The organism is Acinetobacter sp. SA01 (genome assembly GCF_011319235.1).
Lineage (GTDB): Bacteria > Pseudomonadota > Gammaproteobacteria > Pseudomonadales > Moraxellaceae > Acinetobacter.
Map to the genome: position 1 here is coordinate 112,932 of NZ_WXXM01000004.1, position 19,599 is coordinate 132,530.

At 41.7% G+C, this 19,599-nt stretch carries 18 protein-coding genes; 9 read left to right on the forward strand and 9 right to left on the reverse strand.

The window, feature by feature from the left end; translation table 11 throughout:
* The first annotated feature begins 96 nt into the window (after positions 1 to 96).
* On the forward strand, positions 97 to 2,229 hold the full coding sequence (gene dnaX, locus GTU69_RS05900) for a DNA polymerase III subunit gamma/tau (protein WP_166168945.1): 2,133 nt from the start codon (positions 97 to 99) through the stop codon (positions 2,227 to 2,229).
* Positions 2,230 to 2,231: 2 nt separating this feature from the next.
* On the opposite strand, the gene GTU69_RS05905 is transcribed toward dnaX, so the two are convergent.
* Complete coding sequence (locus GTU69_RS05905) at positions 2,232 to 2,669, reverse strand: thioesterase family protein (RefSeq protein WP_166169109.1); 438 nt, start codon at positions 2,667 to 2,669, stop codon at positions 2,232 to 2,234.
* 166 nt (positions 2,670 to 2,835) lie between these two features.
* Positions 2,836 to 3,996, reverse strand: coding sequence for an iron-containing alcohol dehydrogenase (locus tag GTU69_RS05910; RefSeq protein ID WP_166168947.1), 1,161 nt, complete (start codon positions 3,994 to 3,996; stop codon positions 2,836 to 2,838).
* Between the two features lie 116 nt (positions 3,997 to 4,112).
* Between GTU69_RS05910 and GTU69_RS05915 the strand changes: the two genes are divergently transcribed.
* The 4 genes from GTU69_RS05915 to GTU69_RS05930 are packed head-to-tail and all read left to right on the forward strand — an operon-like array spanning position 4,113 to position 7,861.
* Positions 4,113 to 4,637 (forward strand): low molecular weight protein-tyrosine-phosphatase, encoded by a 525-nt coding sequence (locus GTU69_RS05915; RefSeq protein ID WP_166168949.1) that lies wholly within the window; start codon positions 4,113 to 4,115, stop codon positions 4,635 to 4,637.
* 12 nt (positions 4,638 to 4,649) lie between these two features.
* The gene (murB, locus tag GTU69_RS05920; protein WP_166168951.1) at positions 4,650 to 5,684 is read left to right on the forward strand and encodes a UDP-N-acetylmuramate dehydrogenase; all 1,035 of its coding nucleotides are present in this window, start codon (positions 4,650 to 4,652) and stop codon (positions 5,682 to 5,684) included.
* Between the two features lie 6 nt (positions 5,685 to 5,690).
* Positions 5,691 to 6,818: an ElyC/SanA/YdcF family protein gene (locus GTU69_RS05925; RefSeq protein WP_166168953.1), complete on the forward strand. Its 1,128-nt coding sequence runs from the start codon at positions 5,691 to 5,693 to the stop codon at positions 6,816 to 6,818.
* Complete coding sequence (locus GTU69_RS05930) at positions 6,818 to 7,861, forward strand: alpha/beta hydrolase (RefSeq protein ID WP_166168955.1); 1,044 nt, start codon at positions 6,818 to 6,820, stop codon at positions 7,859 to 7,861. The genes GTU69_RS05925 and GTU69_RS05930 overlap by 1 nt, the downstream gene beginning before the upstream one ends.
* A gap of 100 nt (positions 7,862 to 7,961) precedes the next feature.
* Here GTU69_RS05930 and GTU69_RS05935 read toward each other — a convergent pair whose 3' ends face one another.
* Positions 7,962 to 9,632: an FMN-binding glutamate synthase family protein gene (locus GTU69_RS05935; RefSeq protein WP_166168957.1), complete on the reverse strand. Its 1,671-nt coding sequence runs from the start codon at positions 9,630 to 9,632 to the stop codon at positions 7,962 to 7,964.
* Between the two features lie 530 nt (positions 9,633 to 10,162).
* Positions 10,163 to 11,164 (reverse strand): WYL domain-containing protein, encoded by a 1,002-nt coding sequence (locus tag GTU69_RS05940; RefSeq protein WP_166168959.1) that lies wholly within the window; start codon positions 11,162 to 11,164, stop codon positions 10,163 to 10,165.
* 233 nt (positions 11,165 to 11,397) lie between these two features.
* Here GTU69_RS05940 and GTU69_RS05945 point away from each other — a divergent pair, with 233 nt between their 5' ends.
* Genes GTU69_RS05945 through GTU69_RS05960 form a run of 4 tightly spaced genes read left to right on the forward strand, consistent with a single transcriptional unit; the run spans position 11,398 to position 15,128 of the window.
* Positions 11,398 to 12,957: a circularly permuted type 2 ATP-grasp protein gene (locus tag GTU69_RS05945; protein ID WP_166168961.1), complete on the forward strand. Its 1,560-nt coding sequence runs from the start codon at positions 11,398 to 11,400 to the stop codon at positions 12,955 to 12,957.
* 24 nt (positions 12,958 to 12,981) lie between these two features.
* Positions 12,982 to 13,584 (forward strand): alpha-E domain-containing protein, encoded by a 603-nt coding sequence (locus GTU69_RS05950; RefSeq protein ID WP_166168963.1) that lies wholly within the window; start codon positions 12,982 to 12,984, stop codon positions 13,582 to 13,584.
* Positions 13,581 to 14,360 (forward strand): transglutaminase family protein, encoded by a 780-nt coding sequence (locus GTU69_RS05955; RefSeq protein WP_166168965.1) that lies wholly within the window; start codon positions 13,581 to 13,583, stop codon positions 14,358 to 14,360. Before GTU69_RS05950 ends, GTU69_RS05955 begins: the two co-directional genes overlap by 4 nt.
* Positions 14,361 to 14,387: 27 nt before the next feature.
* Positions 14,388 to 15,128 carry a proteasome-type protease gene (locus tag GTU69_RS05960; protein ID WP_086197263.1) on the forward strand — a complete coding sequence of 247 codons (741 nt, stop codon included), beginning with the start codon at positions 14,388 to 14,390 and terminating at the stop codon, positions 15,126 to 15,128.
* Between the two features lie 67 nt (positions 15,129 to 15,195).
* Here the strand turns inward: GTU69_RS05960 and alr are convergent, their stop codons facing one another.
* The 5 genes from alr to rpsF all read right to left on the reverse strand — a co-directional run bounded on the left by alr (position 15,196) and on the right by rpsF (position 19,350).
* Complete coding sequence (gene alr / locus GTU69_RS05965) at positions 15,196 to 16,260, reverse strand: alanine racemase (protein ID WP_166168967.1); 1,065 nt, start codon at positions 16,258 to 16,260, stop codon at positions 15,196 to 15,198.
* Positions 16,261 to 16,561: 301 nt separating this feature from the next.
* A complete protein-coding gene (gene dnaB, locus GTU69_RS05970; protein WP_166168969.1) occupies positions 16,562 to 18,007 on the reverse strand; it encodes a replicative DNA helicase in 1,446 nt (481 codons plus the stop codon).
* Positions 18,008 to 18,267: 260 nt separating this feature from the next.
* Positions 18,268 to 18,714 (reverse strand): 50S ribosomal protein L9, encoded by a 447-nt coding sequence (gene rplI / locus GTU69_RS05975; protein WP_086197266.1) that lies wholly within the window; start codon positions 18,712 to 18,714, stop codon positions 18,268 to 18,270.
* Positions 18,715 to 18,723: 9 nt separating this feature from the next.
* Positions 18,724 to 18,951, reverse strand: a complete 228-nt coding sequence (rpsR, locus tag GTU69_RS05980) for a 30S ribosomal protein S18 (protein WP_004719336.1) — start codon at positions 18,949 to 18,951, stop codon at positions 18,724 to 18,726.
* A 12-nt stretch (positions 18,952 to 18,963) separates the two neighbouring features.
* Positions 18,964 to 19,350 (reverse strand): 30S ribosomal protein S6, encoded by a 387-nt coding sequence (rpsF, locus tag GTU69_RS05985; RefSeq protein WP_086197267.1) that lies wholly within the window; start codon positions 19,348 to 19,350, stop codon positions 18,964 to 18,966.
* Between the last annotated feature and the right edge of the window lie 249 nt (positions 19,351 to 19,599).

Genomic DNA, 19,599 nt, shown 5'->3' on the forward strand with positions numbered 1-19,599 from the left:
CGGCAGAATACAAGATTTTTATTGTTCATACCTCCGCCATTTATTTCACTATTTTATAAAAAAACAGTATGCTTAGACCTGTAAAAAGGAGCATACATGTATCAAGTACTTGCACGAAAATACCGTCCACGTAATTTTAATGAATTGGTGGGGCAAAACCATGTGTCGCGCGCACTGACGAGTGCCTTGGAACGTGGTCGGTTGCATCATGCATATTTGTTTACTGGGACGCGCGGAGTAGGTAAAACCACCATTGCCCGTATTTTGGCGAAATGTCTGAACTGCGAAACTGGCGTGACCTCAACGCCTTGTGAAGTGTGTGCAACCTGTAAAGCGGTGAATGAAGGCCGTTTTATCGATTTAATTGAAATTGATGCGGCATCACGTACCAAAGTTGAAGATACACGTGAATTGTTAGATAACGTTCCCTATGCGCCTACGCAAGGTCGTTTTAAGGTTTACTTGATCGATGAAGTGCATATGCTCTCAACGCATTCCTTTAATGCGCTGCTCAAAACACTTGAAGAACCGCCAGAACATGTAAAATTCCTTTTTGCCACGACTGATCCACAAAAATTACCGATTACCGTTATTTCCCGTTGCTTGCAATTTACTTTGCGTCCACTAGCAGTCGATGAAATTACCGAACATCTCACCAGTATCTTAAACAAAGAAGAAATAAAAGCCGAACAGGATGCCATCTGGCAAATTGCTGAATCTGCCCAGGGTTCATTACGTGATGCCTTATCTTTAACCGATCAGGCCATTGCCTATGGTCAGGGCGCAATCCAGCATCAAGATGTCAAAGACATGCTGGGTCTGATTGACCGCACCATTATTTATGATTTGATCTTGGCCATTCATCAGAACCAGAAAGCCCGTGTCAGTGAATTGCTGATGCAATTTAGGCAACAGGCTTTGGATGTGTCACTGGTTTTAGATCAGCTGATTTCGACCTTGCATGAGCTGGCTTTGTTGCAATATCTGCCTGAGCTGAGCTTGAAATATAGTGCTGAAATCAACCAAAAGATTATGCAGTTGTCTCAACTCATTTCAGCACAAGATTTACAATTGTATTATCAGGTGGCCTGCAAAGGCCGGGCCGACCTGCAACTTGCCGTGACACAAGAGCAGGGCTTTGAGATGTGCGTGCTACGTTTGTTGGCGTTCCGTCCATTACAGCCCAATGAAATTCCTGTATCACAAGTACAAGTTGCTACACAAAATGTTCAGCTCCTCGTACCACAGACGGTTCAACCCGAGAGCCAGCAGGAAGCATCACAACAAGTAGCGGTAGAGCCGACCGTATCTATTGAATCAGCACCGGTATATGATAATTTTGATGATGCTCAGTATGATGATGACCCATTTAATGAAGTTACAGCTCAATCTGTTTCTGTAGATGAACCAAGTTCGGATGATTTCCTGGAACTCGAAACAGTAGAAGCTGAAGCGCTATCTAAATCACCAGATTCACCATTAAATCCGGATCAAGCACAGTCAGAAAAAATTATCTTCGATCTATCCAGTGACGATGCATTATTTGGCTTTGATGATGAGCCTGAAGGAATAAGTACTAAAGCTGATGAAAGCAGCAGCGATGATTTTCTGTTTGATGAAATAGTACCCTTAGTACCTTTAGCAGCCAATGACTCAACGCCTGTCAAAGCTCCAGCGGAAGTTCAGGTGCAAATTCAGCAACCTATAATAGAAGAAACAGCACAAGATTCCTTATTTGATTTGGCAGCTGAACCGGCTGTTCCGGCACATCAAGATGTACAAGGCAATCTGACCGATATTTCATCAAAACTGATGCCACAAGATATTTTAAAACTAAAGCCTCAAGTTCTTGAAGGCGAGTGGACGGTGGATAAATGGGAGTACTGGTTCCGCAACAGTGAATTATCGCCTGCAGTTCAAGAGTTGGCTCAACATGGCGTGATGACTGGTCAAATCAATGGTGAATCGACTTTCCACATTCCAAAACAATATGAAGCTTTGTTGACTCAGTTGCAGCATGCCCTGGAGCAGGCCTTAAAAACGGAATGGTCGAGCACCCATTTCCAGGTTCATTATGCAGATGTAGAAACCACAACGCCGTATAGCATGCAAAGTGAGCGTAAAGAAAAAGCCTATGCACGTGCGGCAGAGCTACTGCATGCAGAACCAGCGGTCAAAGAGCTTCTGCAAAACTTTGAGGGTGAAATACAGAATATCCAGCTCAAATAAACTTATTCATTCACATTATATGGATATAAAGCATCCCGTATTTTAATTGGAATCGGGGTGCTTTTTCGTGTCTTGCGGTCTACAAATACATGCACGAAATGACCCTGTGCAGAAGCCACCTCATGACCCTGTTTAAAAATCGCTAAATCATATTGTACGGATGAATTTCCCAGTTTCGAAATAGCTACGCCAACCTCAATGATTTCAGGATAAGACAGTTCCTGGAGAAAGCTACATGCCGAATCGACCACCAAGCCAATGACTGGCGAATAGCGAATATCAAAGTCTGCCTTTTCAATCAGCAAGGCATTGGCAGCTGTATCAAAATAACTGTAATAAGTCACATTGTTGACGTGTCCATAAATATCATTATCCGACCAGCGGGTTTGAATAGGTAAAAAATATGAAAAATCGGTACGATGTTTGGGTATTTGTTTCATTGGCATAGTTGTTTTGATGATTTCATTTGTTTTTACTGTGAAGTCCATAAAAATACAAGTGAAAAAATAAGTCATCCCAATAAAATGGGATGACTTATAATAAATTATTATTTGGTTATTTTGATATCACTTAAATCTTGTTTTTATCACAAATATAAATAGAAATTTATGCATAAATAGCTTGGTAAATTTCCCGTGCATCCTGTTGAATCAGGTCACGCGGGTTATTTTGCAACAGCCGGGTTTGCAGCATCGCATCACTTGCCAATTGATCCAGCATATTTTCAGGAACATTTAAATCTTTCAGTCTTAAAATCAGGCCACTTTGGTCTAAGTGATTTTGCATATGATCAATAAATAAATCACATAAACCATCTGTACTGCCAGTACTTTTCGGGTCCAACCAGCACATCAGCTCGGCATAGTATTGTTTGGCATTCGGTGTATTGAATTTTAATACTTCGGTCAAAACCAGAGCATTGCTATGGCCATGTGAAATATGAAAATGTCCGCCTAAGGGATAGGCAAGTGCATGGATTGCTGCCACAGGAGCATTGGCAAAGGCCTGTCCGGCGAGCATTGATCCAACTAGCATATTTTGACGTGCTTCTAAATTCTGCCCATCTGCTAAGACTAAACTTAGATTTTTATTGAGTAATCTTAAAGCCTGTTTAGCTAACATGTCGGCATAGGGATTCTTTTTGATTTTTGAGGTATAGGCTTCAATTGCATGCACCATCGCATCAATACCGGTTGCCGCGGTAATATGTGCAGGTAAGTTTTGGGTAAAAGTCGCATCTAAAATGGCGACATCGGCAAATAAAACTGGAGCAACGATGCCGGTTTTGGTGGTTTCACCGGTGGTGATAATCGAGATCGGCGTCACTTCGGAACCTGTACCGGCCGTTGTAGGAACTAAAAACAGCGGCAATCGCGGTTGTTTGGCATTATTTACGCCATATAAATCCTGCAAATTTTGTTGTTGCTGCGGATGAGCCAGAACCGCAATCACTTTGGCAACATCCAGTGAACTGCCACCACCAAAACCCAAGATGATGTCTGCTTTTTCATTTTTGGCGAAGTTTACGGCGTCCAATACAATATGTTCAGGAGGATCAGCCTGAACGTTTGAATAAATTGCATAGGGCAGTCGAATGGTTTCTAAGATTTCAATAATCGGCATATGCAGTTGCTGCTGAATGATGCCTGAATCGGTGATCAGCAGCAGTTTTTTATACGTCTGTTGTTGTAATAATGGCTTTAACTCATAGATCGAGCCCAGTCCTGAAATAATATTCGAGACGGTTTGAAATTGAAAATGGCTCATCTATTGCTTCCTTTTTGATATCAAATTCAAGATTATTGTTTTAGTGTTCTATAGGATTCATCCTGTAAATAACTTAACATAAGACACCTGAAAATAAAGCAGTAATTGAGGTTGTTATGTCATCCAAAACGCCCTATAAGGTGTTATGTGTATGTTTAGGAAATATTTGTCGCTCTCCTACGGCAGAAGTTGTTCTTAGACATTTTTGTGATAAACAGCAACTGAATATTATGATCGACTCTGCAGGAACCAGTAATTACCATCCCGGAAAAGCACCAGATGAGCGTAGCCAGAAACATGCCTTAAAACGGGGCTATGATTTATCATCGTTACGGGCGCGCCAGTTAAAAGCGCAAGATTTTCTTGAATTTGATCTTATTCTGGCGATGGATCATGAAAATTTATTCAATATTCAAATGCTTTTAAAACAGGCTCAAACCGCATATGCGGCCCACCAGATTCGGGCAAAAATTGCATTGATGAGTGAATACGATCAAACTTATCCCAAACAGGCTTTGCCAGATCCTTATTATGGCGGAGCAAATGGGTTTGAGCGTGTACTCGATCAGTGTGAATCGAGCAGCTTGGCTTGGGTCAGCATTTTTAAACAACAGTTCAAACAACAGATCGATGTTAAATAAAGGTTTAAGCACATGAATATTCAAACTCAAATTCAACTTAAGCCTTTTAATACCTTAAGTCTTGATGCAACCGCATCGCATTACTGCAAAGTTCAGTCCACAGCTGAATTGGTGGATGCCTTACATTATGCCAAGCAACAGCAGTTAAATGTTTTGATTCTGTCTGGTGGCAGCAACATGCTCTTGCCGGAAAAAATCCATGCGCTGGTGATTCATATGGATATTCGGGGCATTGAATATGTGGCTGAAGATGATTACAGCAAAACCATTTGTGTGGGTGCTGGTCAGGTCTGGCATGATTTCGTACTCTGGACTACAGAAAATCATTTATATGGCCTGCAGAATCTGGCACTTATTCCAGGTTTGGTCGGTGCATCTCCAGTACAGAATATTGGTGCCTATGGAGTAGAAGCGGGCGAGTTCATCGAGTCGGTTCAAGTTTATGACCGTCAGCTGGAACAATTCAGCACCATTCTGGCTCAAGATTGTGATTTTTCCTATCGGCACAGTATTTTTAAAGATGACCCGAACCGTTTTGTGATTACTCATGTGACTTTTAAGTTGCTTAAGCAAGCCCATTTAATGTTGAATTATGGTGATCTCAAGCAGGCAGTAGGTGAAGAACAGACGGCTGAAAACCTGCAAAAACAAGTCATTCAGATTCGTCAAAGTAAATTACCAAATCCAAAAGAATATCCGAATGTGGGAAGTTTTTTCAAAAATCCGATTATTTCAGAACAGCTTTTTGACCATTTGGCACAGACATTTCCGAATTTTCCCCATTATCCTCAGGCCAAAGGTAGGGTTAAAATTGCAGCAGGCTGGCTGATCGATCAATCCGGCTGGAAGGGTAAAAAACTGGGGGTGGTGGGCATGTTCCATAAGCAAGCTTTGGTGCTGGTCAATTATGATCAGGCCAATCTGGCAGATGTTCAAGCCACCTATCATGCTGTACAACATGATGTGCAGCAAAAATTTAATATTTTGTTAGAACCTGAACCGGTACTTTTTGATGAAACCGGTTTAATTCGTTCACATATGGAATAAAAGACAATGGCGAAATCACATTGGATGGTTCGACTGGTACAAATTGCTTCAGTGCTATTTGTACTGTTCGGCTGTTTCATGGTTTTGCTTTATTCCCCCTTTTATTCTGGTTGGGTGGTGAGTGCACTAAACAGTTTTGTGCCGGTAGAAGTGAATCAGGTCGCGGCAAAAAGCCAGCAAATGGCAGCTTTAAGTGAACATGAAGATCTGGAACCAGGTTCTAAAGTCTGGATCGCCCGTCAGGCCTATCTGAAATTGATGGAAGAGGCGATACAAAGCCATAATTCACAGGATCTGGTATTGATTCAAGCGCGTTATAAAGCCTTGCAACAAACGATTGAAGATGCACAACTCCAGGAAAAAGAACAACAGGACAAACCGAAAATTCCGCTGCTGGCAAATCCGGTCGAAGCTGCCTCTGAAGCAGAAGATCCAACTCAAACCGTTAAAGACTTGCTGGATTTGAACAGTACTGAAAATAAAGCCTTAATGGAAAAATATCTGGATTTTCTGCGGACGCATGAAATAGAACCGGAAAAGGTCGCTGAAGAACCGGTAGACGAAAGCATTTATCAGGATATTGCCCTGATTCATGAGCAAAATGAACAATCACAGCCACAAAGTTCTAAACCTTATGCGATTGTGGTATTGGGTGGTGGACTGACACTGGATAAAAATAGCAAGGATATTGTGGTAAACAAATATACCCGTCTGCGCCTGGAAAAAACCTTAGAAATAGAACAACAGTACCATTTACCGATTGTGCTGAGTGGTGTTGAAGCACCGTATATGCAGCGCTGGTTAAAAGCATATAATGTCGATGCGAAACTGCTGGAAGACCGCAGCATGAATACCTGTGAAAATTCGCGTTTCAGCTCATTGCTATTGCAAAAAAAAGGCGGAGCGCCACGGGTGATTCTGATTACCGACCGTTATCATATGCCGCGTACCCGTCGTTTATTTGCTTTAAACGGTATTGAAACTGTACCCGTAGAAGCACCCATGCCTACTCAATTGACCCACTGGCGTCCAAGTGAACAGAATTATGATCATAGTCGCCGTGCCAATTATGAAATGTTAGCCACTATTCGTGATATCTGGTTTGGTTCCAGTGATTGCCGAGAGGTACCTTAATGCCTGATATTCCATTTTTAAATCCTGCTATTCTAAAACAGCTGGATTTACCCGTTCCAAGTCGTGAAACCACACCTCAATTACTTGAAGCATTGAATCTGAACCAGCCTTATTACCCTTCAGTCGAAATTCAGGCCTATCGCAAGTTATATGGTTTGCATTTGCTGGACTGTGAGCACTGGCAAGGTTATGTACAAATGCCTTTGTTTAAATTGCATGTACAGGTATTTCAACCGAATCTGGAAAAAATTGCCTTGCCGAAAATACGAGGCACGGTATTTTTACTGCACGGCTATCTGGAACATAGCGGGATTTACCAGCCGATTATTCGTGAATTGCTGGAACAGGGTTTTAGTGTCATTACCTATGATTTGCCCGGTCATGGCCTCAGTGATGGTTCGCCGGCAAATATCAAAAATTTTGATCATTACCAGCAGGTATTACATGCTGTTTATCACTACATTAAAAATGCCGAGCAATTACCGAAACCCTGGTTAGGAATCGGTCAGAGTACTGGTGGTGCTATCTGGATGCATCATTTGCTGGAATTTGCCCAGCGTCGGGAAAATCCCTATGTGGACCGTGTATTATTGCTTTCACCGCTGCTTCGACCAGCCAAGTCGGCGTGGTGGCATAATTCTGTTGGTCTGGGTATTATCCGGCGCATTAAGCGTCAGGTACCACGGCATTTTAGACGCAATAATCATAATCCTGAATTTCTGCGCTTTGTCCGTTTAAAAGATCCGTTACAGCCCCGGATGATGGGAATGGACTGGATTCTGGCCATGTCGAAATGGATGCAGGAAATGGAAGCGCGTCCTGCTTGCCGCATTCCCGTCTGGCTGGCACAGGGGGCACAGGACCAGACGGTCGACTGGTGCTATAATATTGAGTTTATTCGTCGCAAGTTCCGTTTACAGACCTTATTGATGCTCGAAGAAGGGTCACATCAGTTGATTAATGAACGTGCTGATATTCGTGCGGCCTTAACCGGTTTGATTCCAGCTTTTTTACATGCTCAAAGCTCATCTGGTTATTATTGATATTCTCTATTGCATTCATACTTAAAAGAGGCCACATGGCCTCTTCTTTATTATTCTTAGATTAGCATTTAAAATAAGTCTCTCTGAATTTGTGCCGTGATTAAAATCTATCCGCATGGGCTAAATTCCAGATGCGATAATAGAAGTTTTCAGTATCCTCAGCTTTGCAGTTGAGTAATTCACCTTCTTTTAACCAGAAGTGCAACTGGGCATAGTTCTTGATTTCCCGGTCATTAATGCGCTGGGCTAAATGATGCGGCTTGATATCCGCTGGATGTTTTAAGCCTGCGACTGCAATCATTTCGGATAAGGCACGCAGGGTATTTTTTTGAAAATTCAAAACACGAACTGCTTTGCTGGGAACATGCAGGGCTTTTTGCCGTTCCTGGTCCTGGGTGGTAACACCAACTGGGCATTGGTTGGTATGACAACTTTGCGCCTGAATACAGCCTACGGCAAACATAAAGCCACGTGCTGAATTGACCCAGTCTGCTCCAATCGCCATGGTGCTGGCAATGTCAAATGCACTGATAATTTTGCCGCTTGCTCCTATCTTGATTTGATCTCTTAAACCTGCACCGACCAGGGTGTTATGGACAAACAGTAAACCTTCCCGTAAAGGCGTACCTACATGGTCAATCAGTTCAATCGGGGCGGCACCACTACCACCTTCAGAGCCATCTACCACAATAAAGTCCGGTACAATTTGAGTTTCAAGCATGGCTTTGACAATACTCATAAATTGCCAGGGCTGACCAATACAGAGTTTAAAGCCCACCGGTTTATCGCCAGACAGTTCACGCAGTTGCTGTATAAAATGCATCATTTCAATCGGAGTGCTAAATGTAGAATGTTGTGCTGGGGATACGCAATCATGTTCCCGGCTCACGCCACGAATTTCGGCAATTTCTGCTGAGATCTTGCTTTTGGGTAAAATTCCGCCATGACCCGGTTTTGCCCCTTGAGACAACTTGATTTCTATCATCTTGATTTGCGGTAATCGGGCTTGCTTGGTAAATTTTTCCGGATCGAACTGACCCTCCAGAGTGCGGCAGCCGAAGTAGGCACTGCCCAGTTCCCAGACAATATCTCCGCTATTCTCCAGATGATAAGGACTAATACTGCCTTCACCCGTATCATGGTAAAAATTGCCCATTTTCGCCCCCAGATTCAACGCCCGAATCGCATTGGCGCTCAGGCTGCCAAAACTCAGGGCCGAGATATTCATAATGGAGGCACTATAGGGCTGCCGACATTGATGATTGCCGATTTGAATACGGAAGCTTTCAGGATCGGCAGGTTTGCATGGTGTAATGGAATGGGTGATAAAGCGATAATCTTGCTGATAGACATCAATCAAGGAACCAAACGGTTTATCTGCATTTTTATTCTTGGCACGTTGATAAACCAGACTGCGTTGCATCCGTGAAAATGGCAGGGCATCCTGATCATCTTCAATAAAATATTGCCGGATTTCAGGACGAAACTCTTCAAAAATAAAGCGAAAATGTCCAATGATGGGATAATTTTTCAGGATTGAATGCTGATTTTGCAAGATATCATATACACCAACAAGGGTCATGATTCCTGTAATCAGCCATAAAGAATTCAGAAAGGGATCGGAAAGAAAATAATGAATAGATTGAGGCTCATAGATAATTCGAAACCAGCTAATCGTTAAGGTAATAAAAATACAGCTAAACCAGACCGAGTATCGCGAGAAAAAAGTATTTAAAAGTCTATGTCTGACGGCTTGGGCTGGAACTGGCATTTTCATGTTTTCCATCAAATGGTTCATAACATGAATTTGCCTATTTTATATACACTGTACAAGTTCTGATTTGTAAAACCGCTAAAAGGAGGTAAGAGTAAATCTCAGCTGTTAATGTTGAGTACAGGTATTCTTGAATTGAACGAAAGTTGGACTGAACACTACAGAAGAGTATATAAACACAGGGAAATAGAAATTCAGAATAAATACTTAATCAATAATCAGATTAACACTGCTGATCTTATGCTTTCACAAAGCGGAGAGTTTGAATTACATTGGTTTTATCTAAGCCACAGAGGTAATTTATATGACGATGAAATCCATTCGCTATAACAGCGGAGAACTGGCGTGCTAGAGCACAATATGTTTTTCTCCACGTGTAAAATCCGTCACCATCAAGCTTTGTGTCGGGGTGAGAAAATAAAGCTGGATGTTCTAGAGGCCTACCAGACAATACTAAAAATAGATCCAAGCAGAAATATTCTATAGTCCCAAAGATTGGGACTTTTTTATTGTTTATTTGAGTGCTTTTATTCATCCGCGATTTGACGAACTGCATTTGAAACATCAATCGGCTCAATGTGCTGAATCTTGTTGCCAAAACTCCTTAACCACCATGCCAGTTGTGAAGTGAAAGGCACGGTTGCAGTGACTTGGGCCAAACCATTCTCTAATTTTTCAATCACCTGGTCCGTGCTGAGTTGGCTTTCATCAAAGTAATGTGCATCTTCTTCTGTCATGGTCAGTTTTAATGTCACATTTTGGGTCGGTTTGTTATAGTCGACCCTAAAGCCTAAGGCACCGGATTCAATATAGGCATCAATATCAAAGTTAACCGGATGCATCGCGCGCGAATTTAGCACCACAGCCGATTTAAAACGATGCAGGGCAAAGGTCTGAATATCGGTTTTATCATGGCGGGTACAAATCAAATAAATAATCGCACCTTTTTGTACCAACGCTAAGGGATTTAAAATATAGGTTTTTTCTTCGCCAGAATGGCTGCGTCCCTGGTAAACACATTCCAGCTGTTTGTCTTGCAGCAAGCCTTCATAAATGGACTGTTGTGCCAGTTTGTCGACGACAGGGGGAATCAGCGGTTGAGTCGCCGGGACAATACGCACACGGTTAATCCATTGGCGTACATTGTTTTGGGTCGACAAGCTGCGACGCGCCAAATCAAACCATGGATTCATCTCTTCAATCAGGCTAGGTGGCAACAGGTGTTTCAAATGTTCTTCAACCATCATAAAGGTGACCGCTTGCGAGCTGGTCATATGCGGCAAACTTTGAATAGGCGCATCTGAACGCCAGCGCCAGCCTTGAGGCACGGTTTTACTGCTTTCAATAGGAAAACGTAGCGAGATCTGATTTAAATCACGTTGAATGGTACGCAGGCTGATATCAATGCCTTCACGCTGCAAAATTTCCTGTAATTCACGGGTGCCCATCCATTTCCCGGTAGAAAGACGAGATAAAATTTGCCACTGACGATACAGGCTATTTGATGTTTCTTTTTCTTGTGAAGACATAACTAAAATTAAAGAACCAGTAGAGTGTTTATATATCCATTAAATGATGAACACAATAAAAAAACTGAATTATTTTCGCAAGCATGGGTGTCTGTAACTTTGTATATTTTGCTCCAGATCTATGCAAAAAATGATGTTGAATACATAAATCATCATAGCTCAATAACTTAAAGAATGATTGGCATGTTTTTTGCTAGAGTCTAATTACAATAGAAAACAATGACGAGGTTTGTATGCTTAAAGAGAATCAAGATACAAATTCAATTTCTTTATTAGAAAATTTTGCTCACAGTGATATCGGGACTAATAGTAGCGTGACTACGGTAAATCAAGTAAAGCCACAAAATAAGGTAAATGCATTATTTCAACAGTTCAAATCACATTTTTTTAATGAGCTGGTTGATGATCGAGCCATGTCCGGGGAAACCTGCCAAAAGATAGAACATTGGTTATCACAGCATACCTTGGAAGAGTTAAAGTCGCTTAACCAGACCGCCAAGGAGCATTTTTTATATGATGGTATTACTTTTACCGTCTATGGGGAATCGGAAGGAATTGAACGGACCATTCCCTATGATCTGATTCCACGTGTCATTGAGAAAAAACAATGGAACAAGGTGTCACTTGGCTGTGCACAAAGAGTGCGCGCGCTGAATTTATTTTTACACGATATTTATCATCAACAGGACATTTTAAAAGCTAATATTGTGCCTGAGTTGCAGGTGTTGGCTCATGAAGCCTACCAGCCACATATGTATGCACATGACCTGAAAGGAAAAATTTACAGTCAAATCAGTGGGATCGATATTATCCGTGACCGTCATGGTGAATTTTATGTACTGGAAGATAATTTAAGAACGCCATCCGGTGTGTCTTATATGCTGGAAAGCCGGAAAATTAGCCAAAAAATAATGCCACAGCTGTTCCAGCAAAATAACGTTTTGGGTATTGAACAATATCCTCAGTTACTCAAAGAGATCCTTGTTGAAAATGCCTATGTAGATAAGCCTTTTATTGTGGTCTTGACTCCGGGTCGTTATAACAGCGCATATTATGAACATTCCTTCCTGGCAAGGGAAATGGATGTGCCTTTAGTGACATCACGTGACCTTTTTGTAGAGAACGATAAGGTTTATGTCAAAACGATTCGTGGCAGACAGCGGGTTGATGTAATTTATCGGCGAGTCGATGATGCATATCTCGATCCTTTATGTTTTTTGCCGGATAGCACCCTGGGTGTGCCTGGCTTAATGTCAGCATATTTAAATCACAATGTGGTGATTGCCAACGCGCCGGGTACCGGAGTGGCCGATGATAAATCGATCTATCCATACGTGGATAAAATGATCCATTTTTATCTTGGCGAGCAGGCCATCTTAAAAAATGTACCGACTTATCTGTGTCGGGAAAGTGAAGATCTGGAATACGTCTTAGCCAATCTGGAACAACTTGTGGTGAAAGAAGCACAGGGTTCAGGTGGTTATGGCATGTTGATTGGCCCACATGCCTCAAACAGCCAGATTGAATCTTTTAGAGACAAAATTAGTGCGGCACCGCATTTGTATATTGCTCAGCCGACACTGGATTTATCAGTTTGCCCGACTTTAACCGATTTTGGCGTGGCAGAGCGTCATATCGATTTGCGACCATTCGTCCTTAGCTCACCATATCGAACCGAGATTGTACCGGGTGGCTTGACACGGGTAGCCATGCAGGCAGGGTCGCTAGTGGTGAATTCTTCACAAGGTGGTGGCATTAAAGACACCTGGGTTGTCGATAATCTGCATTCATAGATCTTTAACCATGGGAAGGAAATCATGATTTTATTAAATAGTAATGCTCAGCACATTTTTTGGTTAGGTCGTTATTTAACCCGGATTCAATATGCCTGTATCCAGTTCCCGTTTGTGGAAGATCAGGAGGCGTTGCAATATGCCCATGCTTTTTGCTTGCCGGCTTTTGATGCGAGTTCACTCAATGCATTATTGCTGGATGCTGAACAGCCATCGTCTTTTCATCAACAATTTCAATATGCCAAAGACAATATACAGGACTTGCGTGGCATACTTTCAGCCAAGACTTATGCAGAGCTGAATCAGCTAATTAAAAATGCTCATGCAAATGCGAGCTATATATGTGACGTGGCAGCGGATTGTCATGATGTAATAGAGGCTGAATCGGCAGATGTGTTTCTGTTTTTTAGTTTGGGGCAGAATATTGAGCAATTGGACAGACAAATTCGTCTAAAACAGGACCAAAACACAACTTTAGACAATATTGATAAAATTGTTGATCTGCTGGCTCAGATTGGCTGGGATAAGCTGGATGCTGCCTGGCAGCAGCTTAAATTAAACCCGGATAGTATGAATTTCTATCACTTTAGTGATCATATTCAACAGCTGTTTGAGGTGGATGTATGAAGTTGATGATCAATCACCAAACGCATTATCAATATAGTGATCAGGCTTGTAACAGTATTCAGTATATTAAAATGACACCGACCAGCAATGGCCATCAGCAGATACATTGCTGGGATGTCAGCGTGCCCGGACAAAAAGAAATAAAAAACGATGCCTTTAATAATATCTGGATTACCAGTTCGCAGCGCCAGCCTTACAGCCAGATGACCATCATGGCACAGGGCATTGTCGAGATTAATCCTGCGACGCAATTTGGAATTGATACACACATCAATCCGCAATTATTTTTGCAGCCTACCACAAGTACGCTGTGCAATGCCGACATGAAAAGTTTTGCAGATTGCTATGTTCCTCGCATTAATCGGGCTAACTTGATTGTGCTGTCTGAAGCCATCTTGAATTATATTCCCTATACACCTGAGCAAACTTCGGTTCATACCTCTGCAATCGAGGCTTTTCAATGCCGACAGGGTGTATGTCAGGATCACAGCCATGTCTTTATTGCCATGTGTAAATATTTAGGCTTGCCGGCACGTTATGTATCAGGTTATTTATTTGTACCCTATACCTCTCATCTTGCTAGTCATGCTTGGGCAGAGGTTTTTTTTGAAAATACGTGGTATTGTTTTGATACCAGCAACCAGTTATTTACGCCTAATGCACATATATATGTCGCCATAGGTCGGGATTACTGGGATGTTGCGCCAGTGCGAGGTATACGAGAGCGTGGAGGTATTGAATCCATGAGCTCTATTGTTCAAGTGCTCGCTTGCTGAAAATTTTAAAGTCATAAGGAGTTTCTAATGACTTATTGTTGTGCGCTACGGTTAAAAGACGGCCTGGTTTTTGTAAGTGATACCCGTACCAATGCCGGAGTTGATCACATCTCGGTATTTCGCAAGCTCTATATCTTTGGTGTGGAAGGAGAACGGTTTTTAACCATCCAGACATCAGGGAATTTAGCCACAACTCAAGCAGTGATTGGCCACTTAAACAACCATCTGGAACTTAAACAGGAACCGAACTTATATAGTGTAAATACTATGTTTGAGATGGCGGAACTGGTGGGGCACACCTTGAAAAAAGTGATTGCCGATGTGGTTGAAGATGCTCACACGCATGAACAAAGTAATTATTATTGCAGCATTTTGCTGGGCGGGCAGATTCAAGGGTCAGAAATGCAACTGTATAATATTTACCCGCAAGGCAATTTTATTTGTGCCACAGAAGATACTCCGTATTTTCAGATTGGTGAAAGTAAATATGGCAAGCCCATACTCGACCGGGCTTTAATTTATGAAATGCCCTTAGATGAAGCCGTACGTTGTTGTTTAATCTCTTTTGATTCTACCTTGCGTTCCAATGTTTCTGTAGGGATGCCACTTGATACGGTCGTGTATAGAAAAGATTCTTTACATATTCCGAATGGCAAACGAATTTATGAAGAAGATCCCTATTTCTGGAAACTCAGTAAACAGTGGTCAGATACTTTGCGCCGTGGCTTACAGGAATTGCCAATCCCGACTGATGATTATCTAGAATAATAAGCAGTTATGAGATTGTAAAAAAAACCCAAGTACAAGCTTGGGTTTTTTATTGGGATTTAAAATATTATTTTCTTATAGGACGTGCACTTAAACGACAGAGTAGCTCATAACCAATGGTGCCATTGGCTTCGGCAACATCATCAACCAGACGGTTTTTACCCCAGAGTTCAACTTCAGTTCCAAGCGGAGCATCCATACCGGTCACATCAATGGCAATCATGTCCATGGCAACGCGACCAATCACACGGGTCGCTTGACCGTTAATAGATACATAGTTCTGTTTAGGGAAGGCACGAGGGTAGCCATCTCCATAACCAATTGAAACGATAGCGAGGTCCATGTCTTTGTCAGCAGTAAAGGTGGAGCCATAACCGACATGTTCACCTGCCTGAATGTGGTTTAGGGCAATAATTTCAGCCGTAAAAGTCATGACCGGTTTAAGGCCTAAATCATGGACGGATTGATCTGCAAATGGCGATGCACCATAAAGCATGATTCCTGGACGGACAAAATCAAAATGCAGTTCAGGCCATTTATAAATGGCAGCGGAATTACAGCAAGAGCCCATCACGGGCGCACAAGCTTGTTTCACTTGTAGGAACTGATTTTTTTGTTGTTCATTTAAAGGATGGTTGGCATCGGCATTGGCAAAGTGCATGGCCAGTACACAAGTAAAACCCTCAGCTTTAAGCGAATTAATTACTTCAATAATCTCAGGTACTTTAAAACCAAGACGGTTCATACCGCTATTCAGCTTGACCCAAACTTTTAAATTTTTGCCCATATAAGCATTTTTATGTGCTCGTAACCAATCAAGTTGCTGATGGTGATGGATTACACATTCAATATTGTTCTCTATCACCACCTGCATTTCATCTTCAGAAAAAATGCCTTCAATGAGAGTAATTGGTTGCTTATAGCCAAGTTCACGAATTTCTAAAGCTTCTTCTAGGCAGGCGACACCAAAAGCATCCGTTTCCCCCAAGGCTGCTAAACAGTCTTTGACTCCATGTCCATAAGCATTGGCTTTGACCATACTGACAATTTGAGCAGTCGGTGCAAGTTGTTTGACACGGTTTAAATTATATTGAAGGGCTTCTCTATCAATATAAACTGTTGCTTGGCGCACCCTCGTCACTCCTTGGGATTACAATAAAAAATTACAGCAATTTGTTATATCAAATCGCTTATAAGCTCTACATAAGAATATTATAGATATGCTATTCCTCAGTCTTTAAAATGAGGAACTTAAGCAAAATGGAGAGGGATATTGTAGTCCTATGACTGAAAATAAACACTAAGTTAAAGTGTATTTTTCACCAAATATTAAACAGAAAAAATTTATGTAATACGTAGCAGTGATGAATTAAAGCAATGGTACAAGAAAAATAAATTTAAAAAAACGAGGTCAGCACCTCGTTTTTTATCTGTTATTCTTCATCATTATATTGAGCGTAGAACTCAGGTGAGAGATTGCTAAAGCGCGTGTATTGACCTTCAAAAGCAAGACGAACCGTACCGATCGGTCCGTTACGCTGCTTGCCGATAATAATCTCGGCAGTACCGGCTTCTTTGGATTCCTTGTTATACACTTCGTCACGGTAAATGAACATGATCAAGTCGGCATCCTGCTCAATCGCACCAGATTCACGTAAGTCGGACATCACAGGACGTTTATTTGGGCGGTTTTCCAGTGAGCGGTTCAGCTGAGAAAGTGCAATGACAGGACAGTTCATCTCTTTAGCCAAAGCTTTTAAGCTGCGGGAAATTTCTGAAATCTCGCCGACACGGTTGTCACCCATACCAGGTACTTTCATGAGCTGAAGATAATCGACCATGATGCAGCCAATTTTTCCGCCATGCTGTTTGGCAATACGACGGGCACGGGCACGTAATTCCGTCGGAGGCAGGGCAGAAGAATCATCGATGTACAGATGTTTTTCCTGTAGTTGTAAAATGGTACCGGTGACTTTAGACCATTCATCGCCATCCAGTTTACCGGCACGCAGATGACCCTGATGGACTTTACCGTAAGCAGAAATCAGACGCATGGCAATTGAATCTGCGGGCATCTCCATAGAGAAAACCAGGGCAGGCAAGTCACAGTTAAACAGCACACTTTCCACCAGGTTCATGGCGAAAGTGGTTTTACCCATAGATGGACGTGCAGCCACAATAATCAAATCACCAGCCTGCATACCTGAAGTTTTATTATCCAGTTCCACGAAACCTGATGTTAAACCGGTAATGTTGCCTTCCATTTGGGAAAGTTCATTCAACTTGTCAAAAACATCGGCGACTACCGCATTAATTGGTTTTGGGCCTTGGGCCTTGGCATTGTTATTATGCTGTTCAGCAATCGAGAAGATGTTGGTTTCAGCTAAATCCAGAATTTCACTCACGCTACGACCTTTGGTGTCATAAGCATTCTGTAAAATTTCAGAGCTGACTTTAATCATGCTGCGTAAGGTTGAAAATTCTTTAATTTTATTGGCATAAGTTTCCAGGTTATAAAAGCTGGAAGGAGAATCTGCCATTAACTGCATTAAATATTCTTCGCCACCCACAGCTTCAAGCAGGTTCTGTTTGATCAGCCAGTCATTGACCAATACGGCATCATAAGGCGAGTTTTCCTGGGCTAATTTTTCAATGGCACGGAAAATATATTTATGACGTGTGGCATAGAAATCATTTTCACTTAATACATCACCGACTTGCTCAAAAGATTCGGCGACCGTCATCAGCGCGGCAAGAACGGCTTGTTCAATTGCCAAGTTATGCGGAGGAGTACGAAACTCTTTAAGTTGGCCTGACTCATTTGCTTTATTATCTACTTTAACTGAGTTAAGCATAGCGCTGGCATTCGCCTGTGACATATAAAACCCTAATTTTAAATGCAATAAATGAGTAATTTGAAAAAAATGCCGAAGAATAAAAAAGGTATTATCTTCGTATAAACAGATGATACGCGCTCTTAAAAAAAATGCGAATCGAAAATTTCATTTATTTAAGTATCTAAAAACATTCAAAATAAATGAAGTGAACAAGGTCTATATAAGGGTTAATTCAACTATTTTGACTATTTTTAGAGATAAAAAAAGAGCATGCAAAAGCATGCTCTTTTTCTTGCAATAAATTACTCAGATACGATAGTAACGAGAACTTCAGCAATAACATCATGATGCAATTGGATTGCGATGTTGAATTCACCAGTGTGACGAAGCGCACCGTTTGGTAAACGAACTTCTGCACGGTCAACTTCAAGACCTGCATTAGTTAAAGCGTCAGCGATGTCACGAGTACCGATAGAACCGAATAGTTTACCTTCGTCACCAGCTTTAGCAGTGATTACGATGTTAACTTCGTTCAATTGGTCAGCACGTGCTTGAGCAGCAGCTAAAACGTCAGCTTCAGCTTTCTCAAGTTCAGCACGACGAGCTTCAAAAGCAGCAGTGTTAGCTTCAGTCGCTGCAACTGCTTTACCTTGAGGGATAAGGAAGTTACGGCCGTAACCAGCTTTAACTGATACTTTATCGCCTAATTTACCAAGGTTTTTAATGCGTTGTAATAAGATAATATCCACAGCTCAACCTCACTTATGATTGTCAGTGTAAGGGATCAACGCTAAGTAGCGAGCTTGTTTGATAGCAAGCGCCAATTGACGTTGGTAACGAGCTTTAGTACCTGTAATGCGGCTAGGAACAATCTTGCCGTTTTCAGTGATGTACTGTTTCAAAGTATCGATATCTTTGTAGTCGATGTACGTAACGTTCTCAGCTGTAAAGCGGCAGAACTTGCGACGACGGTAAAAACGTGCCATGTAATGTTCTCCTTATGCTTCAGCAGAGTCTTGAGCTTGTTGTGCTTCTTCACGTTGAGCTTTACGCGCACGTTTTTCTTCAGCACTCTTAGCAAGTAAAGACTCTTCAGTGATAGCGTGTTCACGACGAATAATAACATTACGAAGGATTGCATCGTTATAACGGAACAATTCTTCTAATTCATTAAGCGTAGCTTGACCACATTCAACGTTCATTAAAATGTAGTGAGCTTTGTGAATTTTGTTAATTGGGTAAGCCAATTGACGACGGCCCCAATCTTCTAAACGGTGAATTTGACCTTCAGCTTCTTTGATGTGAGTTAGGTAACGTTCTACCATACCCACAACTTGATCGCTTTGGTCTGGATGTACCAAAAGTACGATTTCGTAGTGACGCATTGTCAGCTCCTTACGGTTTATACAGCCTCTGCAAATACAAGCAGAGGCAAGGAGTCACAACCAAAGTTGTGTCGCATAAATTGCGAAGCGTGAATTTTAGAGCCTTTGCATGTTAAATACAAGGTTTGGGAAGAGCAAAAAGCAAAAATACTGAAAATAGTACTGCGCTAAATCTTGCTGAACATGAAATGAAGAATAAAAGGAATTTACTTACTAAAAGTGTGTGAATGAAAATAAGAAGGGCAAGCA

Coding starts and splice junctions, on each gene's coding strand:
- rpsR (WP_004719336.1), bottom strand. CDS start 18,951: ATGGCACGTTTTTACCGTCGTCGCAAGTTCTGCCGCTTTACAGCTGAG.
- GTU69_RS05910 (WP_166168947.1), bottom strand. CDS start 3,996: ATGAGCCATTTTCAATTTCAAACCGTCTCGAATATTATTTCAGGACTG.
- GTU69_RS05940 (WP_166168959.1), bottom strand. CDS start 11,164: ATGTCTTCACAAGAAAAAGAAACATCAAATAGCCTGTATCGTCAGTGG.
- dnaX (WP_166168945.1), top strand. CDS start 97: ATGTATCAAGTACTTGCACGAAAATACCGTCCACGTAATTTTAATGAA.
- GTU69_RS05945 (WP_166168961.1), top strand. CDS start 11,398: ATGCTTAAAGAGAATCAAGATACAAATTCAATTTCTTTATTAGAAAAT.
- rpsF (WP_086197267.1), bottom strand. CDS start 19,350: ATGCGTCACTACGAAATCGTACTTTTGGTACATCCAGACCAAAGCGAT.
- GTU69_RS05915 (WP_166168949.1), top strand. CDS start 4,113: ATGTCATCCAAAACGCCCTATAAGGTGTTATGTGTATGTTTAGGAAAT.
- GTU69_RS05955 (WP_166168965.1), top strand. CDS start 13,581: ATGAAGTTGATGATCAATCACCAAACGCATTATCAATATAGTGATCAG.
- GTU69_RS05930 (WP_166168955.1), top strand. CDS start 6,818: ATGCCTGATATTCCATTTTTAAATCCTGCTATTCTAAAACAGCTGGAT.
- GTU69_RS05925 (WP_166168953.1), top strand. CDS start 5,691: ATGGCGAAATCACATTGGATGGTTCGACTGGTACAAATTGCTTCAGTG.
- dnaB (WP_166168969.1), bottom strand. CDS start 18,007: ATGTCACAGGCGAATGCCAGCGCTATGCTTAACTCAGTTAAAGTAGAT.
- GTU69_RS05960 (WP_086197263.1), top strand. CDS start 14,388: ATGACTTATTGTTGTGCGCTACGGTTAAAAGACGGCCTGGTTTTTGTA.
- murB (WP_166168951.1), top strand. CDS start 4,650: ATGAATATTCAAACTCAAATTCAACTTAAGCCTTTTAATACCTTAAGT.
- GTU69_RS05905 (WP_166169109.1), bottom strand. CDS start 2,669: ATGAAACAAATACCCAAACATCGTACCGATTTTTCATATTTTTTACCT.
- GTU69_RS05950 (WP_166168963.1), top strand. CDS start 12,982: ATGATTTTATTAAATAGTAATGCTCAGCACATTTTTTGGTTAGGTCGT.
- GTU69_RS05935 (WP_166168957.1), bottom strand. CDS start 9,632: ATGCCAGTTCCAGCCCAAGCCGTCAGACATAGACTTTTAAATACTTTT.